Annotated in this window: 9 protein-coding genes; 7 read left to right on the top strand and 2 right to left on the bottom strand. The window is 70.7% G+C overall.

Annotated features, from left to right (window positions below; all coding sequences use genetic code 11):
- Positions 1-2: 2 nt before the first annotated feature.
- From treS to I6I07_RS17540, 7 genes are all read left to right on the top strand, one after another.
- Entirely contained in the window at positions 3-3344 is a 3342-nt protein-coding gene (gene treS / locus I6I07_RS17570; protein ID WP_198483048.1) for a maltose alpha-D-glucosyltransferase, read from the top strand.
- On the top strand, positions 3341-5590 hold the full coding sequence (gene glgB, locus I6I07_RS17565) for a 1,4-alpha-glucan branching protein GlgB (protein ID WP_232625627.1): 2250 nt from the start codon (positions 3341-3343) through the stop codon (positions 5588-5590). The genes treS and glgB overlap by 4 nt, the downstream gene beginning before the upstream one ends.
- A 2-nt stretch (positions 5591-5592) precedes the next feature.
- Positions 5593-7704, top strand: a complete 2112-nt coding sequence (gene glgX / locus I6I07_RS17560) for a glycogen debranching protein GlgX (RefSeq protein WP_198483047.1) — start codon at positions 5593-5595, stop codon at positions 7702-7704.
- Positions 7701-9494 carry a malto-oligosyltrehalose trehalohydrolase gene (gene treZ / locus I6I07_RS17555; RefSeq protein ID WP_198483046.1) on the top strand — a complete coding sequence of 598 codons (1794 nt, stop codon included), beginning with the start codon at positions 7701-7703 and terminating at the stop codon, positions 9492-9494. The genes glgX and treZ overlap by 4 nt, the downstream gene beginning before the upstream one ends.
- Positions 9491-11605 carry a 4-alpha-glucanotransferase gene (gene malQ / locus I6I07_RS17550; protein ID WP_198483045.1) on the top strand — a complete coding sequence of 705 codons (2115 nt, stop codon included), beginning with the start codon at positions 9491-9493 and terminating at the stop codon, positions 11603-11605. Before treZ ends, malQ begins: the two co-directional genes overlap by 4 nt.
- On the top strand, positions 11602-14340 hold the full coding sequence (treY, locus tag I6I07_RS17545; protein WP_198483044.1) for a malto-oligosyltrehalose synthase: 2739 nt from the start codon (positions 11602-11604) through the stop codon (positions 14338-14340). Before malQ ends, treY begins: the two co-directional genes overlap by 4 nt.
- A gap of 189 nt (positions 14341-14529) precedes the next feature.
- Positions 14530-15942: an amino acid permease gene (locus I6I07_RS17540; protein WP_198483043.1), complete on the top strand. Its 1413-nt coding sequence runs from the start codon at positions 14530-14532 to the stop codon at positions 15940-15942.
- An 18-nt stretch (positions 15943-15960) separates the two neighbouring features.
- On the opposite strand, the gene ligD is transcribed toward I6I07_RS17540, so the two are convergent.
- A complete protein-coding gene (ligD, locus tag I6I07_RS17535) occupies positions 15961-18519 on the bottom strand; it encodes a DNA ligase D (protein WP_198483042.1) in 2559 nt (852 codons plus the stop codon).
- A 2-nt stretch (positions 18520-18521) separates the two neighbouring features.
- Positions 18522-19514, bottom strand: a complete 993-nt coding sequence (locus I6I07_RS17530) for a Ku protein (RefSeq protein ID WP_198483041.1) — start codon at positions 19512-19514, stop codon at positions 18522-18524.
- Between the last annotated feature and the right edge of the window lie 113 nt (positions 19515-19627).

Here is a 19627-nt window from a genome sequence, read left to right as displayed (position 1 = left end):
CCATGAACAGTGATACCCCGCCCCAGGACGACGGCCTCTGGTACAAGGACGCCGTCGTCTACCAATTGCACGTGAAGTCGTTCTTCGACTCCAACGACGACGGCGTCGGCGACCTGCCGGGGCTGATCTCCAAGCTGGACTACATCGCCAACCTGGGGGTGGACACGATCTGGCTGCTGCCGTTCTATCCCTCGCCGCGCCGCGACGACGGCTACGACATCGCCGACTACCGCGGCGTGCATCCCGACTACGGCACCGTGGCCGACGTGCGCAGGCTGATCCGCGCCGCCCATGCGCGCGGCCTGCGCGTCATCACCGAGCTGGTGGTCAACCATACCTCCGACCAGCACCCGTGGTTCCAGCGCGCCCGCACCTCGCGGCCCGGCTCGGCCGCGCGCAACTTCTACGTCTGGTCGGACAACGACAAGGCCTATGCCGGCACCCGCGTCATCTTCTGCGACACCGAAAAATCGAACTGGACCTGGGACCCGGTCGCCAATGCCTACTTCTGGCACCGCTTCTACTCGCACCAGCCCGACCTGAACTACGACAACCCGCAAGTGCTCAAGGAAGTGCTGGCGGTGATGCGGCACTGGCTCGACATGGGCGTGGACGGCCTGCGGCTGGACGCCGTGCCCTACCTGGTCGAGCGCGAAGGCACCAACAACGAGAACCTGCCCGAGACCCACCAGGTGCTCAAGCGCATCCGCGCCGTCATCGACGCCGAGTATCCCGGACGCCTGCTGCTGGCCGAGGCCAACCAGTGGCCCGAGGACGCGCAGGAGTACTTCGGCGATGGCGACGAATGCCACATGTCGTTCCACTTCCCGCTGATGCCGCGCATGTACATGGCGATCGCGCAGGAAGACCGCTTTCCCATCACCGACATCATCCGCCAGACCCCGGACATCCCCGCCACCTGCCAGTGGGCCATCTTCCTGCGCAACCACGACGAACTGACGCTGGAGATGGTCACCAGCCGCGAACGCGACTACCTGTGGAGCGTCTACGCCGCCGACCCGCGCGCGCGCATCAACCTGGGCATCCGCCGCCGCCTGGCGCCGCTGCTGGAACGCGACCGGCGCCGGGTCGAGCTGATGAACAGCCTGCTGCTGTCGATGCCGGGCACGCCGGTGCTGTACTACGGCGACGAACTGGGCATGGGCGACAACGTGCACCTGGGCGACCGCGACGGCGTGCGCACGCCGATGCAGTGGTCGCCCGACCGCAACGGCGGCTTCTCGCGCGCCGATCCCGAACGGCTGCCGCTGCCCGTGCTGATGGGGCCGCTGTATGGCTACGAGGCCGTCAATGTCGAGGCCCAGCAGCGCGACCCGCATTCATTGCTGAACTGGACCCGCCGCATGCTGGCGCAGCGCCGCCAGACCCATGCCTTCGGCCGCGGCACGCTGCGCTTCATCCAGGCCGGCAACCGCAAGATCCTGGCCTACCTGCGGCAATGGCGCGACACCACCATCCTGTGCGTGGCCAACCTGTCCAACGCCGCCCAGCCGGTCGAACTGCCGCTGCAGGCCTTCAATGGCCGCGTGCCGGTCGAAATGCTGGGCGGCACGCCGTTTCCGGCGATCGGCGAACTGCCCTACCTGCTGACACTGCCGCCCTACGGCTTCTACTGGATGGACCTGAGCGCCGAAGCCGCCCCGCCCGGCTGGCACGCCAGCCTGCCCGAGCGCATGCCGGAACTGGTCACGCTGGTCTTGCGCGGCCATGCCAACGCCGTCCTGACGGACGCCTCGCGCGCCGCGCTGGAGACCGAGGTGCTGCCCGAATACCTGGCGCGCCAGCGCTGGTTTCCCGGCGCCACGCCGCCGGCCCGTGCGCGCCTGGCCTACGCCACGCCCTTCGGCGCCGATGGCGCGGAGTATTACTGGGCCGAGGCCGAGCCCGCCGATGCCGAAGACGGGCAGCGGGTGCAGGTGCCGTTCGCGCTGGTGTGGGACGAGGCCGCGCCGGTGCAGTACCCGATCGCCCGGGTGCGGCGCGGGCCCGAGGTCGGCATCCTGGCCGACGCCTTCCTGCAGCCCGGCTTCGTGCTGGGCGTGGTCGACGCCTTGCGCACCGGCCGCGAATGGGATGGCAGCCAGGGCGGCAAGGCGGGCGAGCGGCCCGGCGTGATCCGCGGCCATGCCGAGCCGGGCCTGGCCGCGCTCGACCTGGGCGCAGAGCCGGCCTTGCAGTGGATCAGCGGCGAGCAGTCCAACAGCTCGGTGGTGATCGCCGGCCGGGCCATCCTCAAGCTGCTGCGCAACGCGCAGCCCGGGCTGTCGGCCGAAGTGGAAATGACGCGTCACCTGACGCGCGCGGGTTACGCCAATATTCCCGCGCTGCTGGGTGAGGTGCGGCGCACCGACAGCGAAGGCACGCCCTGCACGCTGGCCGTGCTGTACGCATTCATCGCCAATGAGGGCGATGCGTGGAGCTGGACCCTGGACTTTCTCAAGCGCGCCCTGGCCACGGCGCTGCTCGGCGGCGACAGCCCGGAACAATTCGAGGCCAGCCTGGAGGGCTATGCCACCCTGGCCGCCACCATCGGCCGGCGCGTGGCGCAGTTGCACCAGGTCCTTTCGCAGCCGACCGACGATCCGGCCTTCGCGCCGGCGCAGGCATCGCAGGAAGAGGCCGACGCCTTCGCCGCCCGCGTCATCGCGCAGCTCGCGCGCGCCAGCGAAGCGCTGCACGCCCGTCTCGACTCGCTGGAAGCGCCATCGCGCGCCTGCGCCCAGTGGCTGTTCGAGCATCACGAGCGCCTGGCGGCGCAAGTCGAACGCATGGCCCAGGCGCTCACCGGCAGCCCGCTGATCCGGGTGCATGGCGACCTGCACCTGGGCCAGGTCCTGGTGGCGCAGACCGACGCCTACCTGATCGACTTCGAGGGCGAACCCGACCACCCGCTCGCGGTGCGCCGGCAACTGGCCTCGCCCGCCAAGGACGTGGCGGGCATGCTGCGTTCGTTCGACTACGCCGCGGCCGCCGTGGCGCGCCAGGACCCGCTGGGCGGCGCGCCGGCCGACGCCAACGCCTCGCCGGTGGAGTCGCCCGTTGCGACGAACTCGCCATCGCAGTTGCGCGATGCGCTGTTGGCGCGCTTTCGCGCCCGCGCGGCGGAAGCCTTCCTGCAGGGCTATGAAGAGACCGCCGCGGCGGCCGCGCCCCGCTGGCGCACCCTGCTGCAACTGGCGCAATTGGAAAAGGCCGCCTACGAAATCGGCTACGAGGCCGGCCATCGACCCGACTGGCTGTCCATCCCGCTGTGCGCCCTGAGCGGCCTGGCGCACACGCTGCTGCGGAACGCGGCCCTCGACGCCGAGGACCCGACGCCATGAGCCGCCGCCCCGCATCCCCCCACGACGCCCCCGGCCGCGCGAACGCCTCCTCGCCGCCGGCCGCCGCCAGCGCCACGCCGCCCGCGCTCGACCCCGCGCAACGCGCCGCGCTGGTCAGCGGCCAGCATGGCGACCCATTTGCCGTCCTCGGCCCGCATGACGGCACGGTGCGGGTGCTTGCGCCCGGCGCGAGATCGGTCAGCGTGGTTGGGCCACAGGAAGCGCGCCACCCGCTGCACGATGACGGCGATGGCCTGTTCAGCGGCGCCGCCGGCCCCGGCCGCGCCGGCGAGCCCGGCTCGTATCGGCTGGACATCGAGTGGCCTGGCGCGCTGCAGCGCACGCATGACCCGTATGCCTTCGGCCCCCTGCTGCCCGCCGACGCCTTGCGGGAACTCGCGGCCGGCGGCTGGCGCGCTTCCCTCGAATGGCTGGGGGCGCGGCCCGCCACGGTCGCAGGCATCGCAGGGTTGCGCTGCGCGGTCTGGGCGCCGAACGCGCGCCGGGTGGCGGTGGTCGGCGACTTCAACGGCTGGGACCCGCGCCGCCATGGGATGCGGCTGCGCCACGAGGCGGGCGTCTGGGAACTGTTCGTGCCCGACGTCGAACCGGGCGCCGCCTACAAGTTCGCGGTCACCGACGCGACCGGCGCCATCCGCTTCAAGGCCGACCCGCACGCCCGCCGCGCCGAACTGCCGCCCGCCACCGCTTCGGTCGTGGATGACGGCGCCCCCTATCCCTGGACCGACGGCGACTGGATGCGGACCCGCCGGGCGCGCCACGAACCGGACGCGCCCATCGCGATCTACGAGGTCCACGCGGGCTCCTGGCTGGCCACGGACGACACGGGCGCCTGCCCCTGGCGGCAATTGGCCGACAAGCTGCCGGCCTATGCCGCGTCGATGGGGTTTTCGCACGTTGAACTGATGCCCATCATGGAACATCCGTTCGGCGGCTCGTGGGGCTACCAGCCGCTGGGCCTGTTCGCACCCAGCGCACGCTTCGGGCCGCCGGCGGCGTTCGCGCATTTCGTCGACCGCTGCCATGCCGCCGGCATCGGCGTGATCCTGGACTGGGTGCCGGCGCACTTTCCCGACGACGCGCACGGCCTGGCGCGTTTCGACGGCACGGCGCTGTACGAATACGACGATCCGCGCGAAGGCTATCACCCCGACTGGCACACCCTGGTCTACAACCTGGGGCGCAACGAAGTGCGCGGGTTCATGATCGCCAGCGCCCTGCACTGGCTGCAACGCTTCCACGTCGACGGCCTGCGCGTGGACGCGGTAGCGTCGATGCTGTACCGCGACTACAGCCGCCAACCCGGCGAATGGATCCCCAACCGCCACGGCGGCCGCGAGAACCTGGAAGCCGTCGATTTCCTGCGCGCGCTGAACCAGGCGGTGCGCGACGAGGCCCCCGACGCGATCATGATCGCCGAGGAATCGACCGCCTGGCCCGGCGTGACCGCCGCGGTGGCGGACGGCGGCCTGGGCTTTCACTACAAGTGGAACATGGGGTGGATGCACGACACCTTGCGCTACCTGCGCGAAGACCCGGTGCATCGCAAGTACCACCACGGCGAACTGACCTTCAGCATGGTCTACGCCTATGCCGAACGCTACGTCCTGCCGCTGTCGCACGACGAAGTGGTGCATGGCAAAGGCTCGCTGCTGAACAAGATGCCCGGCGACGCGGCCGCACGCCTGGCCAATCTGCGCACCTACCTCGGCTACATGTGGGCCCATCCCGGCAAGAAACTGCTGTTCATGGGCGGCGAGATCGCCCAGGCCGCCGAATGGAATCACGATATCCCGATCGACTGGAACCTGCTGGACGACCCGCCGCGCAAGGGCGTGCAGCGCCTGGTCGGCGACCTGAACCGGCTGTACCGGACCGAGCCCGCGCTGCATGCGCGCGATGCCGACCCGGCCGGGTTCGCCTGGGTGGTGCTGGATGACGCCGACAACAGCGTGGTCGCTTTCCTGCGCAGCGATGGCACGGCGCAACTGCTGGCGATCAGCAACTTCACCCCGGTGGCGCGCACCGGCTACCACGTCGGCGTCCCCCTGGCCGGCCATTGGGCAGAGGTCCTGAATACCGATGCCGGCGCCTACGGCGGCGCCGGCGGCGGCAACCTGGGGCGGGCGCGCACCCAGCCGATGCCCGCGCATGGCCATGCCCAGTCGCTGGCGCTGGCCCTCCCGCCCCTGTCCACCCTTTACTTCAGGCACGAAGGCGAATGACCATGGATCCCTCCCTGTTGACCCGCATAACCGCTGGCAGCCCCTATCCGCTGGGCGCGACCAGCGACGGCCTGGGCGTGAACTTCGCCGTGTTCTCGGCCAACGCCACGCGCGTCGAGGTCTGCCTGTTCGACGCCCGCGGCCGCAAGGAACTGCGCCGCTTCGACCTGCCGGAATGCACTGACGAGATCTGGCACGGCTACCTGCCCGATGCCCGGCCCGGCCTGCTTTACGGCCTGCGCGCCCATGGTCCGTACGATCCGCGCAATGGCCACCGCTTCAATCCGCACAAGCTGCTGCTGGATCCCTACGCACGCCAGCTCAGCGGCCCGGTCAACTGGAGCGACGCGCTGTTCGGCTACCGCCTGAACCATGCCCGCGCCGACCTGGCGATGGACCGGCGCGACAGCGCCCCCGCCATGCCCAAGGCGGTGGTGGTGGAGGACCTGCCGTTCAACTGGGGCAACAGCAAGCCGCCGCGCACCGCCTGGACCGACAGCGTCATCTACGAGGTGCACCTGCGCGGCGCCTCCATGCTGCGCGAAGACCTGCGCCAGCCGCTGCGCGGCACCAGCGCGGCGCTGGCCGACCCGCGCTTCATCGAACACCTGCAACGCCTGGGCGTCACCGCGGTCGAGCTGCTGCCGGTGCATGCCTTCCTGCAGGACCGCTTCCTGCTCGAGCGCGGGCTGCGCAACTACTGGGGCTACAACACGCTGTCGTTCTTCGCGCCCGAGCCGTCGTACCTGCAACAGGGCCCCAACGACCTGCGCCAGGCCATCCGCCGGCTGCACGCGGCCGGGCTGGAAGTCATCCTGGACGTGGTCTACAACCACACCTGCGAAGGCAACGAACTGGGGCCGACGCTGTCCTGGCGCGGACTGGACAACGCCAGCTACTACCGCCTGGTGCCGGGCGAAGAGCGCCACTACATCAACGACACCGGCTGCGGCAATACCGTCAACCTGTCCCATCCCCGGGTGCTGCAGATGGTGGCCGATTCCCTGCGCTACTGGGTCCGGTCATATGGCGTGGACGGCTTCCGCTTCGACCTGGGCGTCACGCTGGGCCGGGAAGGCACCGGCTTCGATCCGGGGTCGGGGTTCTTCGACGCGCTGCTGCAGGACCCGGAGCTGGCGGGCGTCAAGCTCATTTCCGAACCCTGGGACATCGGCCCCGATGGCTACCAGCTCGGCAACCATCCGCCCGGCTTCGCCGAATGGAACGACCGCTACCGCGACACCGTGCGGCGCTACTGGCGCGGCGACGAGGGCCAGCGCGGCGACATGGCGGCGCGGCTGACTGGCTCGCGCGACGTCTTCGACCGCCGTCACCGCCGCCCCTGGGCCAGCGTCAATTTCGTCGCCTCGCACGACGGCTTCACCGTGCGCGACGTGGTCAGCTACGACGGCCGCCACAACGAGGCCAACGGCGAAAACGGCGAGGACGGCCATTCCGAGAACTACAGCAGCAACTGGGGCGAGGAAGGCCCCAGCGAAGACGAGGCGGTGCTGGAACGGCGCGGCCGCGTGCAGCGGGCGCTGCTGGCTACGCTGTGCCTGTCCGATGGCACGCCCATGCTGCTGGCCGGCGACGAATTCGGCAATAGCCAGGACGGCAACAACAATGCCTATTGCCAGGACAATCCGCTGTCGTGGCTGGACTGGACCCAGGCCCAGGGCGACGAAGGCCGTGCGCTGAGCCAGACGGTGGCGCGCGCGCTGGCCTTGCGGCGCGGCCATCCCTCCCTGCGGGCCGCGCGTTATGGCGATGCGGCCCAAGAGATCTGCCCGGGCGTGGCCGCCATCGCCTGGTTCAACCCCGATGGCCAAACGATCGAGCCGGCCTCCTGGGAAGACGGCGCCGCCAAGGCCCTGGCCCTGCGCCGCGCCGCGTTGCGCGACGACGGCAGCGCCGACATCACCCTGATGCTGCTCAATCCGGGCCCGGAACCGGTCAGTTTCACGCTGCCGCCGCCCACGCAGGCCTGGATCCGCGAACTGGATTCCTCCGCGCCGACCGCGGCCGCCCCCCTCAACGAGAGCGAGGTCACGGTCCAGGCCCAGAGCCTGGTGTTGCTGGCCGCCGCCCACATCCCGGAGCAGGCCCCATGACGGCATGGCCCGAACCCTTTTCCTTCGGCGCCCTGCCGCTGCCCGACGGCCGCACCCGCTTTCGCCTGTGGGCCCCGTCCGCGCCGCCCGGCCTGGCGTTGCTGATCGAAGGACGCGATCCGATCGCGCTGCATCCCGACGCGCAGGGATACGCGCAAGTGGACGTGGCTTGCGGCGCGGGCACGCGCTACCGCTATCGCGTCGGCGATGCGCTCCTGGTCCCCGACCCCGCCTCGCGCCAGCAGGCGGGCGACGTCCATGAAGCCAGCCTGGTCACCGGCCCCGACACCTACCCATGGCGGCATCCCGGCTGGCGCGGACGGCCCTGGGAGGAAAGCGTGCTGTACGAAGTCCACGTCGGCCTGGCGGGCGGCTACGCGGGCCTGCGCCAGCGCTTGCCGGCCCTGGCCGACCTGGGCGTCACCCTGCTGGAACTGATGCCGCTGGCCGACTTTCCGGGGCCGCGCAACTGGGGGTATGACGGCGTGCTGCCGTACGCGCCCGACACGGCCTATGGCACGCCCGCGGAACTGAAAGCGCTGGTCGACGCCGCCCATGGCCTGGGCATGGGCGTGATGCTGGACGTGGTCTACAACCACTTCGGCCCCGACGGCAACTTCCTGCCGCGATACGCCGCGTCGTTCTTCCGCGACGACGTGCGCACGCCGTGGGGCGCGGCCATCGACCTGCGCCAGCCCGCCGTGCGCCGCTACTTCGAGGAAAGCGCGCTGCATTGGCTTGGCGAATACCGTTTCGACGGCCTGCGGCTGGACGCGGTGCACGCCATCGTCGGCCACGAATGGCTGGAGGAACTGGCGCGCCACGTGCGCGGCCAGCTGCCCGAACGCCACGTGCACCTGGTGGTGGAGAACGACGACAACCGTGCTTCGCTGCTGGGCGCCGGCTATGACGCGCAATGGAACGACGACGCGCACCACGTGCTGCACCACCTCTTGACCGGCGAAGCCCAGGGCTACTACGCCGACTACACCCGGTATCCGGCGCAGGCGCTGGCGCAATGCCTGGAACAGGGTTGGCTATATCAGGGCCAGCCCTCCGCCTACCGCGACGGCCGGCCGCGCGGCGAGCCGTGCGCCCACTTGCCGCCGACCGCCTTCGTGCTGTCCCTGCAGAACCATGACCAGACCGGCAACCGCGCCCGGGGCGAACGCCTGACCACCTTGGTGCCGTCGGCGGACCGCCTGCGCGCGGCGGTCGCCCTGCAGCTGCTGGCGCCGCAGATTCCCCTGCTGTTCATGGGCGAGGAATGCGGCAGCACCGCGCCTTTCCTCTATTTCACCAGCCATGCCGATCCCGCGCTGGCGCGGGCGGTGCGCGAAGGCCGGCGGCGCGAGTTCTCGTCCTTCGACGGATTCGACGACAACGACCCGGCCGCGGCGCCCGACCCCGGCGCCCTCGACACCTACACCCGCAGCCAGCCCTGGACCGCCGAAGACAGCGACGATGCCCGGGCCTGGCGCACCTACTACCAGGCCCTGCTGCACCTGCGCCGGCAACTGATCGCGCCGCGCCTGCGCGGCACGGCGAGCCTGGGCGCGCTGGCCCTGGGCGCCGCCACCGTGCTGGCCCGCTGGCGGCTGGGCGACGGCGCCGTGCTCTCGCTCTACGTCAACCTGGGCGACGCGCGCGAGTCTCTGCCGCCCGACCTGTCGCCGGCCGCCACGGCCTGCGATCTGCTGTTCGAATCCCTGCCGGGCGCCTTCGACGCGCTGCGCACGGGCAGCGTGTGCGGCAACAGCGCGGTCTACCTGCTGGAGAACACCCCATGACCGCCGCGCTGTCCGCGTTGGCCAAGGCCGCCGGGCTGGCCGAGCACTGGACCGATGCCCGCCAGCAGGCCCGCGTCGTCGCGCCCGAGACCTTGCGCGCCCTGCTGCGCGCCATGGACCTGCCCGCCGACAGCGACGCCGACATCCGCGACAGCCAGCAGCGGCTGGACGGCGCGCGTGGCGAGGCGCGGCTGCCGGCCATGCTGGTCGGCATCGCGGGCGGCAGGTTGAAGATGCCGCCAGCCTGCGCCGGCCCCTATGAGATCAGCGCCGCGCATGCCCGGCCCCTGGCCGGGGAAACCGCCACGGATGCCGCCGGCATGCCGGAAGTCGCCGTCCCGCCGGTTCCCGGCTACTACACCTTGACCACGCGCATCGGCGCCGCGCTCCTGGCGGTGGCGCCCGCCAGCGCGCCGACGCCGTCCCAGCTGCTGGGGCAGCCCCGGCCGCGCGCCTGGGGCCTGGCGGCGCAGGTCTACAGCCTGCGGCGCAGCGCAGAAGATCCAGTCCATGCGACCCACGGCTATGGCGATTTTGGCGCGCTGCGCGAGCTCGCCGTGAGCGCCGGCGCCGCGGGCGCCGACGCGCTGGCGATCAGTCCGGTCCACGCGATGTTCGCCGCGGATCCGGAACAATACAGCCCCTACTCGCCCTCCAGCCGGCTGTTCCTGAACACGCTGTACGCCGATCCCGCCGCCGTGCTGGGCGACATGCCGGTGCGCACCGCGCTGGCGCGCATGGGGCCGCTGGCGCAACAGGCGCTGCAGGCACTGGACAGCCAGGACCTGATCGACTGGCCGCAGGCCGCGCGCGCGCGCCAGCGGCTGCTGCGCGAACTGCACCAGGACTTCGAACGGCTGGCGACGCCGGAGCAACGCCACGCCTTGCAGGCGTTTCGCGCGGCCGGCGGGCAATCCTTGCACGACCACGCGCTGTTCGAGGCGCTGCACGAACACCAGGGCCGCATGCCCGGCGCGCCCCGCGCCTGGAGCGCGTGGCCCGCTGGACTGCGCAACCCGCGCTTCGCCGAGGCGCGCGCATTCGCAAAGGCGCAGGACGCCGAACTGGACTTCCATATCTTCGCCCAATGGCTGGCCGCCGTCAGCCTGTCGCAGGCACAGCAGGCGGCCAGGGGCGCGGGCATGCGCGTGGGCCTGATCGCCGACCTGGCGATCGGCGCCAGCCCCGCCGGCAGTCATGCCTGGAGCCATCAGGCCGACCTGGTGCGCCAAGCCGGCGTGGGCGCGCCGCCCGACATCCACAACCCGCAAGGCCAGGCCTGGGGCCTGACCGCGCTGTCGCCGCAAGCGCTGCGCCAATCCGGCTATGCCGCCTTCATCGCCTTGCTGCGCGCCGGCCTGGCGCAGGCTGGCGGGCTGCGCATCGACCATATCCTGGGCATGGCGCGGCTGTGGCTGATTCCCGCGGGCGCCGCCGCCGGCGAGGGCGCCTACCTGCGCTATCCGCTGCGCACGCTGCTGCGGCTGACGGCGCTGGAGGCCTGGCGCCACCAGGCGCTGGTGATCGGCGAGAACCTGGGCACCGTGCCCGAAGGCTTTGACGAGGCGTTGGGCGATCACGGACTGCTGGGCATGGATGTGCTGTGGTTCATGCGCGAACCGTCCGGCCCGGGCGCCGCGGCCACTTTCCTCGCGCCCGATGCCTGGCCGCCCCTCGCCGCCGCCATGACGACCACCCATGACCTGCCCACGCTCGCCGGCTGGTGGCGTGGCCGCGACCTCGATTGGCGCGCCGGCCTGGGCCTGCTCGGCGCCGACGAAAGCGAAGCCGACCTGCGCGCGCAACGCGATGCCGACCGCGAGCGCCTGTGGCAGGCCGTGCGCGGCCATGCGCAGTTGCCCGACGCGCCCGCCCCGGCGCAGGCGCCCTGCGCCTCGCTGCTGGCGTTCGTCGCCGCCACGCCCTGCCCGCTGGCGCTGGTGCCGCTGGAAGACGCCATCGGCGCGGTGGACCAGCCCAACCTGCCGGGCGCGGACAGCCGCCATCCCAACTGGCGCCAGCGCCTGCCCCTGGCGGCGGACTGCCTGGCGGACCCGGCGGTGCGCGAACGCCTGGCGCCGCTGCAATCCTTGCGAGGACGCAAGCCATGAGCGCCGCCGACCCGCGCCAGCCGGCCTCCGACAACCGCCCGCGCGCCACCGTGCGGCTGCAGTTGCACGCGGGCTTCACGCTGGATGACGCCCGCGCGCAACTGCCCTACTTTGCCGCCCTCGGCATCAGCCACCTGTACCTGTCGCCCATCACCCAGGCGCGCGCCGGCTCCACCCATGGCTACGACGTGATCGACCACGGCCAAGTCAATGTCGAGCTGGGCGGCGAAGCGGCGCTGCGGCGCCTGGCGGCCGCCGCCCGCGCGAACGGCCTGGGGTTGATCGCCGACATCGTGCCCAACCACATGGCCGCCGACGTCGCCAACGCCTGGTGGTCCGATGTGCTGCGCCATGGCGAACGCAGTCCGCACTCGCGCTGCTTCGACATCGACTGGCGCGCCCCCGACCCCGCGCTGCGCGGCAAGGTCCTGCTGCCGGTGCTGCCGGAGCCCTACGGCATCTGCCTGGAAAACGGCGCCATCACGCTGGCCTACACCCCCGGCCACGGCTACGCCATCGCCGTCGGCGGCCAGCACTACCCCCTGGAGCAGGCGCCGCAACCCGAACAGCACCCGGCCAGGACCTGCGAGGCCCACGCGCCCGCTACGCCGCAAGGCCGGCGCCGGCTGCACCAGTTGCTGGAGCGCCAACATTACCGCCTGGCCTGGTGGCGCACCGCGCCCGACCAGATCAACTGGCGCCGCTTCTTCGAGATCACCGAACTGGTCGGCGTGCGGGTCGAGGACGACGTCGTGTTCGACGCCGTGCATGCCCTGCCCTTGCGCCTGTTCGGCGAGGGCCTGCTGGACGGCCTGCGCATCGACCATATCGACGGCCTGGCCATGCCGGGCGCGTACCTGCGGCGGTTGCGCGCCGCCCTGGCCGAGGCCGCGTCCACGCGGGCGCAGGCCGGGCTGGCGGCCTCGCCCTACCTGATCGTGGAGAAGATACTGGCCCCGGGCGAGCCCCTCGATCCGCGCTGGCCGGCGGAAGGCACCACCGGCTATGACTTCATGGACCAGGTGGGCGCGCTGCTGCACGCGCCCGCCGCGCGCGCGCCGCTGGAAGCCTTCTGGCAGACCCTCGCCGACGATCGCCGGCCGCCAGCGGCCCAATTGCTGCAGGCACGCCAGTTGATGCTGGCGCGGCATTTCGCCGCGGAGCGGCTGGTGCTGGTGCGCGCGCTTACCCGGATCGCGCGGCTGGACCTGCGCACCCGCGACTGGACCGCCCCCGCCATCGACCGCGTGCTGAGCGCATTGCTGGCGGCGTTTCCCGCCTACCGCAGCTATGCCGAGGATGGCGGTCGCGGCGCGATCGATCGGCAGCATTGGCAGACCGCGCTGGCCGGCGCGCGCGCCTGTCTGCCCGCGCCGCCCGACAGTCCCGATGGCCGGTTGCTCGACCTGCTGGATCGGTGGCTGGACGGTTCTGCCGGCGAGCCGCAAGAGGACATCACCGCCAACGCGCTACGCAGCGCGCGCTCGCGGGCGCTGCGCCATTTCCAGCAGCTGACCCCGCCGCTGGCCGCCAAGGCCCTGGAAGACACGCTGTTCTATCGCTATGGTCCCCTGCTGTCGCGCAACGAGGTCGGCTCATCCCCCGCCGTCTTCTCCCTGGAAGCGCCGGCCTTCCTGGATGCTTGCGGCGCGCGCGCGCGCAGCCATCCGGACGCCTTGCTGGCCACGGCCACGCACGACCACAAGCGCGGCGAAGACAGCCGCGCCCGCCTGGCCGCGCTGACCGAAATCCCGCTGGAGTGGATTGCCCGCGCGCGCGGCTGGATTGACCGCCTCGCCGGCCACGACGACATGCCCTCGCGCGCCGACCGCTACCTGTTGCTGCAGACGCTGGTCGGCGCGTGGCCGCTGGCGCTGGCGCCCGCGGCGCTGGACGACCGCGCCGTCGCCGCCTTTATCGAACGCGTGGCGCAATGGCAGCAGAAGGCGCTGCGCGAAGCCAAGCTGCACACCCGCTGGACCGCGCCCGACGCGCCCTATGAAAGCGCGGCCCGCCATGTGCTCGACGATCTGGTGGACTCGCCCGATGGCCGCGGGCTGTTGCGGGAAATCGGCGATTTCGCCTGGCAACTCGCGCCCGCCGGATTGATCAACAGCCTGGCCCAGACACTGCTGCGCAACACCCTGCCAGGCGTGCCCGACCTGTACCAGGGCGCCGAGTTGTGGGATTTCAGCCTGGTCGATCCCGATAACCGCCGGCCCGTGGACTATGGCGAGCGCGCGGCCTTGCTGGCGCAGACGGCCAGCGAGGGCGCCATCGACACTCGCGCCGCCGCATGGCGCAGCGGGGCGATCAAGCAGGCCCTGATCCAGCGAACGCTGGCGCTGCGCGCCCGCCATCCCGCGCTGTTGCGCGAGGGCGCGCTGATCCCCGTCGAGATACGAGGCCCGCGGGCGCCGCACCTGCTGGCCTTCCTGCGCCGCCATGCGCGCCAGGCGCTGCTGGTCATCGTGCCCCGCCATTGCGCCACCGCCATCGCCGGCTATGCGTGCGACGATGCCGCGACCGCCCGCGCCTATTGGGCGGACACCCGGGTGCTCCTGCCATCCGGCATCGAAGGCGGCCTGCTCGAGATCGTGTCGGACCGGCGGTATCAGGCAGCGACGCTGGACATCGCGGACCTGCTGCGCGACACGCCCGTGGCGTTGTGCCTGATGCAGGACACGGGCGCCGATCGCGTGCCCACCGCATCGCGCGTCCCTCCATCGGTCTGATTCCCTCGTCCACGCGCAACAAAACCTGGCACTTGCAACAGGACATGGCACTCGCGCCAACCCCGCTCGCATGGGGCGTATGCTCCTACGCTTAATAGCAAAAAGCGATAAACCGGCAGGGGACATGCCTCTTTTCCATTCCGATGGCGAACACGCCATGGCCCCCGCGCATCTGGAGAGGAGAAGAAGTTGGAGAACACCCCCAATACCGAACTCAAGGGCGGCCTCAAGTCCCGCCATCTCACGATGATGTCCATCGCCGGCGTCATCGGCGCCGCGCTGTTCGTGGGTTCCGGCAAGCAGATCGCCCTGGCCGGGCCGGCCGTCATCCTGGCCTATGTCGGCGGCGGCATCCTGGTCATCCTGGCCATGCGCATGCTGGGTGAAATGGCGGTCGCGCAGCCGGACACCGGCTCATTCTCGACCTACGCCGACCGCGCCATCGGGCGCTGGGCCGGCTTCACCATCGGCTGGCTCTACTGGTACTTCTGGGCCTTGCTGATGGGCTGGGAAGCCTACGTCGCCGGGCAGATCCTGCACGGCTGGTTCCCGATGGCGCCGGCCTGGGGCTACGCGCTGCTGGTGACGGTGTCGCTGCTGATCGTCAACTTCCTCAACGTGCGCAACTACGGCGAATTCGAATTCTGGTTCGCGCTCATCAAGGTCGTGGCCATCGTGCTGTTCCTGGTCATGGGCAGCCTGGCGCTGGCGCACGTGTGGCCGTGGGGCGAGGCCAACGGCTGGAGCCACCTGACCAGCCAGGGCTTCATGCCCAACGGTCCCAAGTCCGTGGTGGTGGCGCTGCTGGGCGTGATGTTCGCCTTCATCGGCGCCGAGATCGTCACCGTCGCCGCCGCCGAATCGGCCGACCCGGGCCGCGAGATCATCAAGACCACGCGCTCGGTGGTGTGGCGCATCTGCCTGTTCTACGTGGGCTCGATCTTCATCGTGGTCTGCCTGGTGCCGTACAACGCCCCGGGCCTGACCGAGCCGACCCAGGGCACCTACAACGTCGCGCTCGACGCGCTCGGCATTCCGCACGCGCAGTTGATCGTCAACTTCATCGTGCTGACCTCGGTGTGCAGCTGCTTCAACTCGGCGCTCTACACCGCCTCGCGCATGCTCTACTCGCTGGCCAGGCGCGGCGACGCCCACCGCGTCATGCAGATCACCGGCCGCAAGACCGGCACGCCGTATGTCGGCGTCATCATCTCCAGCCTGTTCGCCTTCGCCGCCGTCTGGATGATGGCCACCTCGAAGATGGACGTCTATGACGTGCTGATGCAGGCCACCGGCACCATCGCGCTGTTCGTCTATCTGGCGATCGCCTGCTCGCAGCTGCGCATGCGCCAGCGCCTGCAGGCGCGCGGCGTGCGGCTGGAATTCAGGATGTGGCTGTTCCCGTGGCTGACGTACGCGGTGATCGTCTGCATCATCGCCGCGCTGGTCACCATGGTGATCGAGGGCACCTACCGCAACGAGGTGGTCTACACCTCGATCCTGGCCGGCGTCATCGTCGCCATGGGCGTCGTGGCGCAGGTGTTCGGCATCGGCACGCGCACGCGCGAATCCGTCGCGTTGGCGGCGGCTGGCGACGACTGACCGCGCCGCGCCGGCAGGTCATCGACCCGGCGTGAAGTCCATCGCTTTCATGGCGCCGGCGATGGCCTGCGGCGTAGAGTCGTCCCATGGCGTATCGCCCACATCCAGGCGCTCGTGGATGTTGGCGATGGTCCACTGGTCGCTGGCGCGGACCTGCTCCAGTTCCTCCCACGCCAGCGGCACCGAGACCCCCATCCCCGGCCGCGCGCGCGCCGACCAGGCCGCCACCGTGGTGGCGCCGAAACCGTTGCGCAGATAGTCGGCGAAGATCCGGCCGACCCGGTTCTTCGGGCCGCTCTTGGCCACGAACACCTGCGGCAGCGTGCGCGCCAGGTGCTGCACGATGGCCTGCGAGAACGCCTTGACCGTGTCCCAGTCGTATTGGCGGCGCAGCGGCACCACCACGTGCAGGCCCTTGCCGCCGCTGGTCTTGAGCCAGCCGCGCAGGCCGATCTCGGTCAGCAGCACGCGCAGCAATTGCGCGCCACGCTGCACGGCGTCCCACGCCACGCCCTCGCCCGGGTCCAGGTCGAACACCATGCGGTCGGGCTTGCCGATGGCGCTTTTGACGGCGTTCCAGGTGTGGAACTCCACCACGTTCATCTGCGCGGCCGACATGACTGCCTGCGGCGTCGGCACTTCCATCAAGGGCGGGTGGTCCGGGTCCAGGGCCTGCGGCAACGGCTTCACGCCCGGCATCGGCGCTTCCAGGTGCTTCTGGAAGAAGAACTCGCCCTCGATGCCGGCCGGCGCGCGCAGGAACGAGACCGGGCGGTCCTCCAGGTGGCGCAGCAGCATCGGCGCCACCAGGCCGTAGTAGCGCGCCAGGTCCAGCTTGGTCAGGCCGGTGGATGGGTCGATGACGCGTTCTGGGTGGGTCAGCTTGCCGGCGGCCTTGGCCGTGGTCCTGCCTGTCGCCTTGGTTGTTGCCTTGGCAGTCGCCTTGCTGCCCTGCCGCGTCGTTTCGCCCGCTCCGGCCTCCCGCATCGCATCCGCTGCCATCGCCGCCTCCCTGGTAATCGCGCGCGCCGGCTTGTCGGTGCGCAGCCCACGGAACACGGGATGGCGCACATGGCCCGATTCCGTCCATTCGCCGAACGACACTTCCGCCACCAGTTCGGGCCGCACCCAGTGCGCGCCGCGGCCAATGCCGCCGGCCTTGACGCTGGCCTGGCGCGTCTCCAGCGCCGCCAGCCGCTCCCGCAGCGCGGCCAATCCGGCGTCGTCGAACCCGGTGCCGACCTTGCCGGCGTACACCAGCTGGCCGGCCTCGTCGTGATACGCCAGCAGCAACGCGCCCAGCCCCACCCGCGCGCCCTTGGGATCGGTGTAGCCGACCACGACGAATTCCTGGCGCCGCGCGCACTTGAGCTTGATCCAGTTGTCGCTGCGGCGCGAGACATACGGCGAGGACAGGCGCTTGGCGATGATGCCCTCCAGCCCCATCTTGCAGGCCGACGCCAACAGGTCGGCCGGGGCCGCGTCGAACGCGTCGCTGAAACGCAGCGGGTCGCCGCCGGCCGCCTCCATCACCCGCGCCAGCACCGCGCGGCGCACCCGCAGCGGCTCGCCGCGCAGGTCGCGGCCGGTCACGTAAGGCAGGTCGAACACATAGAACAGGATGCCGCCGGTGCGTTCGCCGTCGAAAGCGTTCTGCAAGGCCTGGAAGCTGGGCGCGCCGTTGTCGGCCAGCGTCACGATCTCGCCGTCCAGCCACGCGGTTTCCAGCGGCATGCGCCGCAGCGCCGCCGCCAGGTGTGGCAGCTTCGGCGCCCAGTCGTGGCCGTTGCGCGTGTACAGGCGCACCTCGCCGTGGTCCAGCCGCGCCAGCAGCCGGTAGCCGTCGAACTTCATCTCGTAGATCCAATCCTGGTCGGCCTGGCGCGGCACGCCTTCGACCAGCGTCGCCAATTGCGGCTTGAGCAGGTCGGGCAATGTCGCCGCCACGCCAGGCAGATGCGACTCGCTTGCCTTGGGCGGTGGCGAGGCGGCCGGCGCCGCCGCGGGCACCCGGCGTGCCCGCGCTTTAGGCGCCGACACCACGCTGTCGGGCTGCTCGTCGACCACGCTGAACTCGCTTTCGGCGCGGGCGGCGGCATCGCGGTCCTTCACCAGCAGCCAGGGCGGCTGCTTCTCGGATCCCCGCCCCTTCATGCGGATCAGGGCCCAGCGCCCGCGCAGCTTGACCCCGTGCAGGTCGAACTTGAGATGGCCGCGCTCGTAGCCGTCGGCCGGGTCGCCCACCGGCGTCCAGGTGCCCCGGTCCCAGATGATGACCTTGCCGGCGCCGTACTGGCCTTTCGGTATCTCGCCCTCGAAGCGGTTGTAGGCGATGGGATGGTCTTCGACCTGTACCGCCATGCGCTTGACCGACGGGTCGAAACTGGGTCCCTTGGGCACGGCCCAGCTCTTCATCGCGCCGTCCAGTTCCAGCCGGAAGTCGTAATGCAGGTGGCTGGCCCAGTGCTTCTGGATCACGAAGGCGCGCGCGGCCGCGTTGGCCTCGCCGCCGCCGACCGGCTCCGACGTCACCTTGAAATCGCGCTTGGCGCGGTACTTCGCCAGGGTGTCGGTCATGGTCAGGCCGCCTTGCGGGTCTTGGCCGAGGTGCCGGCCTTGCCGTTCGCTGTTTTCGTGGTCGTCTTCGTGGTCGCCTTGTTGGTCGCTTTGGTTGCGACTTTGGTTGCGGCCTTGGTAGCCGCCTTGGTCACCGCCTTCCTCGCGGTCTTCCTGGCCGCCGTCCGAGACCCGCCGCCGTTCGACGCCTTGCCCGGCGCCCGCCCCTTCAGGCTGCGCTGCAGCAACTCGGTCAGGTCGATGACGTTATCGGCATAGGCCGGCGATTCCTCCCGCGGCTCGACCACCGTCTCGGTCTTGCCCGCCTTGACCTTGCGCGCCACCAGGTCCATGACCGCGGCCTTGAACTCGTCCTTGTACTGCCCCGGGTCCCAATGGCCGGACATATCCTCGACCAGCATGCGCGCCATCTTCAGTTCGCTGGCGCTGGGCGACGTGGCCTTGGCGCCGGACTTGGGCAGGTCCAGGTCGTCGGCGGCCTTGACCTCGTCGCCCCAGCGCATCAGGTTCAGCACCAGCGCGTCGCCCGCCGGGATCAGCGCGGCCAGGTGCTGCTTGGTCTGGATCACCACCTTGGCGATGCCGATCTTGCCGCTCCTGGCCAGCGTGTCGCGCAGCAGGGCGTAGACCTTCTGGCCCTTGTCGATCGGCGCCAGGTAGTAGGGCCGCTCCAGGTACACGAACGGCACCTCGGCCGCATCGACGAACTGCTGGATCTCGATGGTCTGCGTGGTGCGCGGATAGGCGCCGCTGATCTCCTCCGGGGAGATGATGACGTACTGGCCGTCCTCGTACTCCACCCCCTTGACGATGTTGTCCTTGTCGATTTCCTTGCCGGTGCGCTTGTTGATGCGCTTGTAGCCGACCGGGTCCATCGAGCGCTTGTCGAGCCAGTCGAAGTCCACGCCCGATTCGGTCGTCGCCGTGTGCAGGCCCACCGGGATGTGCACCAGCCCGAACGAAATCGCCCCTTTCCAGATGGTTCGCGTCGCCATGATGCCGCTCTCCTTCGGGGCCCGACCGCCGCCCCGCACGCTGTTTGGGTTTGCCGCCTGGCGCTATTGTCGCGCCGACGGGCGCCAACGCCAATCCGCCGGCGGCGGTTGGG

Origin of the sequence: Achromobacter deleyi (assembly GCF_016127315.1) — a bacterium.
GTDB lineage: Bacteria > Pseudomonadota > Gammaproteobacteria > Burkholderiales > Burkholderiaceae_B > Achromobacter > Achromobacter insuavis_A.
Note: the sequence above shows the minus strand (reverse complement) of the source record. Positions and strands in the feature narration are given on the sequence as shown.

What these genes read in the sequence shown, in the direction of transcription:
- glgB (WP_232625627.1), top strand. Translation starts at nt 3,341, where the DNA reads ATGAGCCGCCGCCCCGCATCCCCCCACGACGCCCCCGGCCGCGCGAAC.
- malQ (WP_198483045.1), top strand. Translation starts at nt 9,491, where the DNA reads ATGACCGCCGCGCTGTCCGCGTTGGCCAAGGCCGCCGGGCTGGCCGAG.
- glgX (WP_198483047.1), top strand. Translation starts at nt 5,593, where the DNA reads ATGGATCCCTCCCTGTTGACCCGCATAACCGCTGGCAGCCCCTATCCG.
- treS (WP_198483048.1), top strand. Translation starts at nt 3, where the DNA reads ATGAACAGTGATACCCCGCCCCAGGACGACGGCCTCTGGTACAAGGAC.
- treY (WP_198483044.1), top strand. Translation starts at nt 11,602, where the DNA reads ATGAGCGCCGCCGACCCGCGCCAGCCGGCCTCCGACAACCGCCCGCGC.
- treZ (WP_198483046.1), top strand. Translation starts at nt 7,701, where the DNA reads ATGACGGCATGGCCCGAACCCTTTTCCTTCGGCGCCCTGCCGCTGCCC.
- ligD (WP_198483042.1), bottom strand. Translation starts at nt 18,519, where the DNA reads ATGACCGACACCCTGGCGAAGTACCGCGCCAAGCGCGATTTCAAGGTG.
- I6I07_RS17530 (WP_198483041.1), bottom strand. Translation starts at nt 19,514, where the DNA reads ATGGCGACGCGAACCATCTGGAAAGGGGCGATTTCGTTCGGGCTGGTG.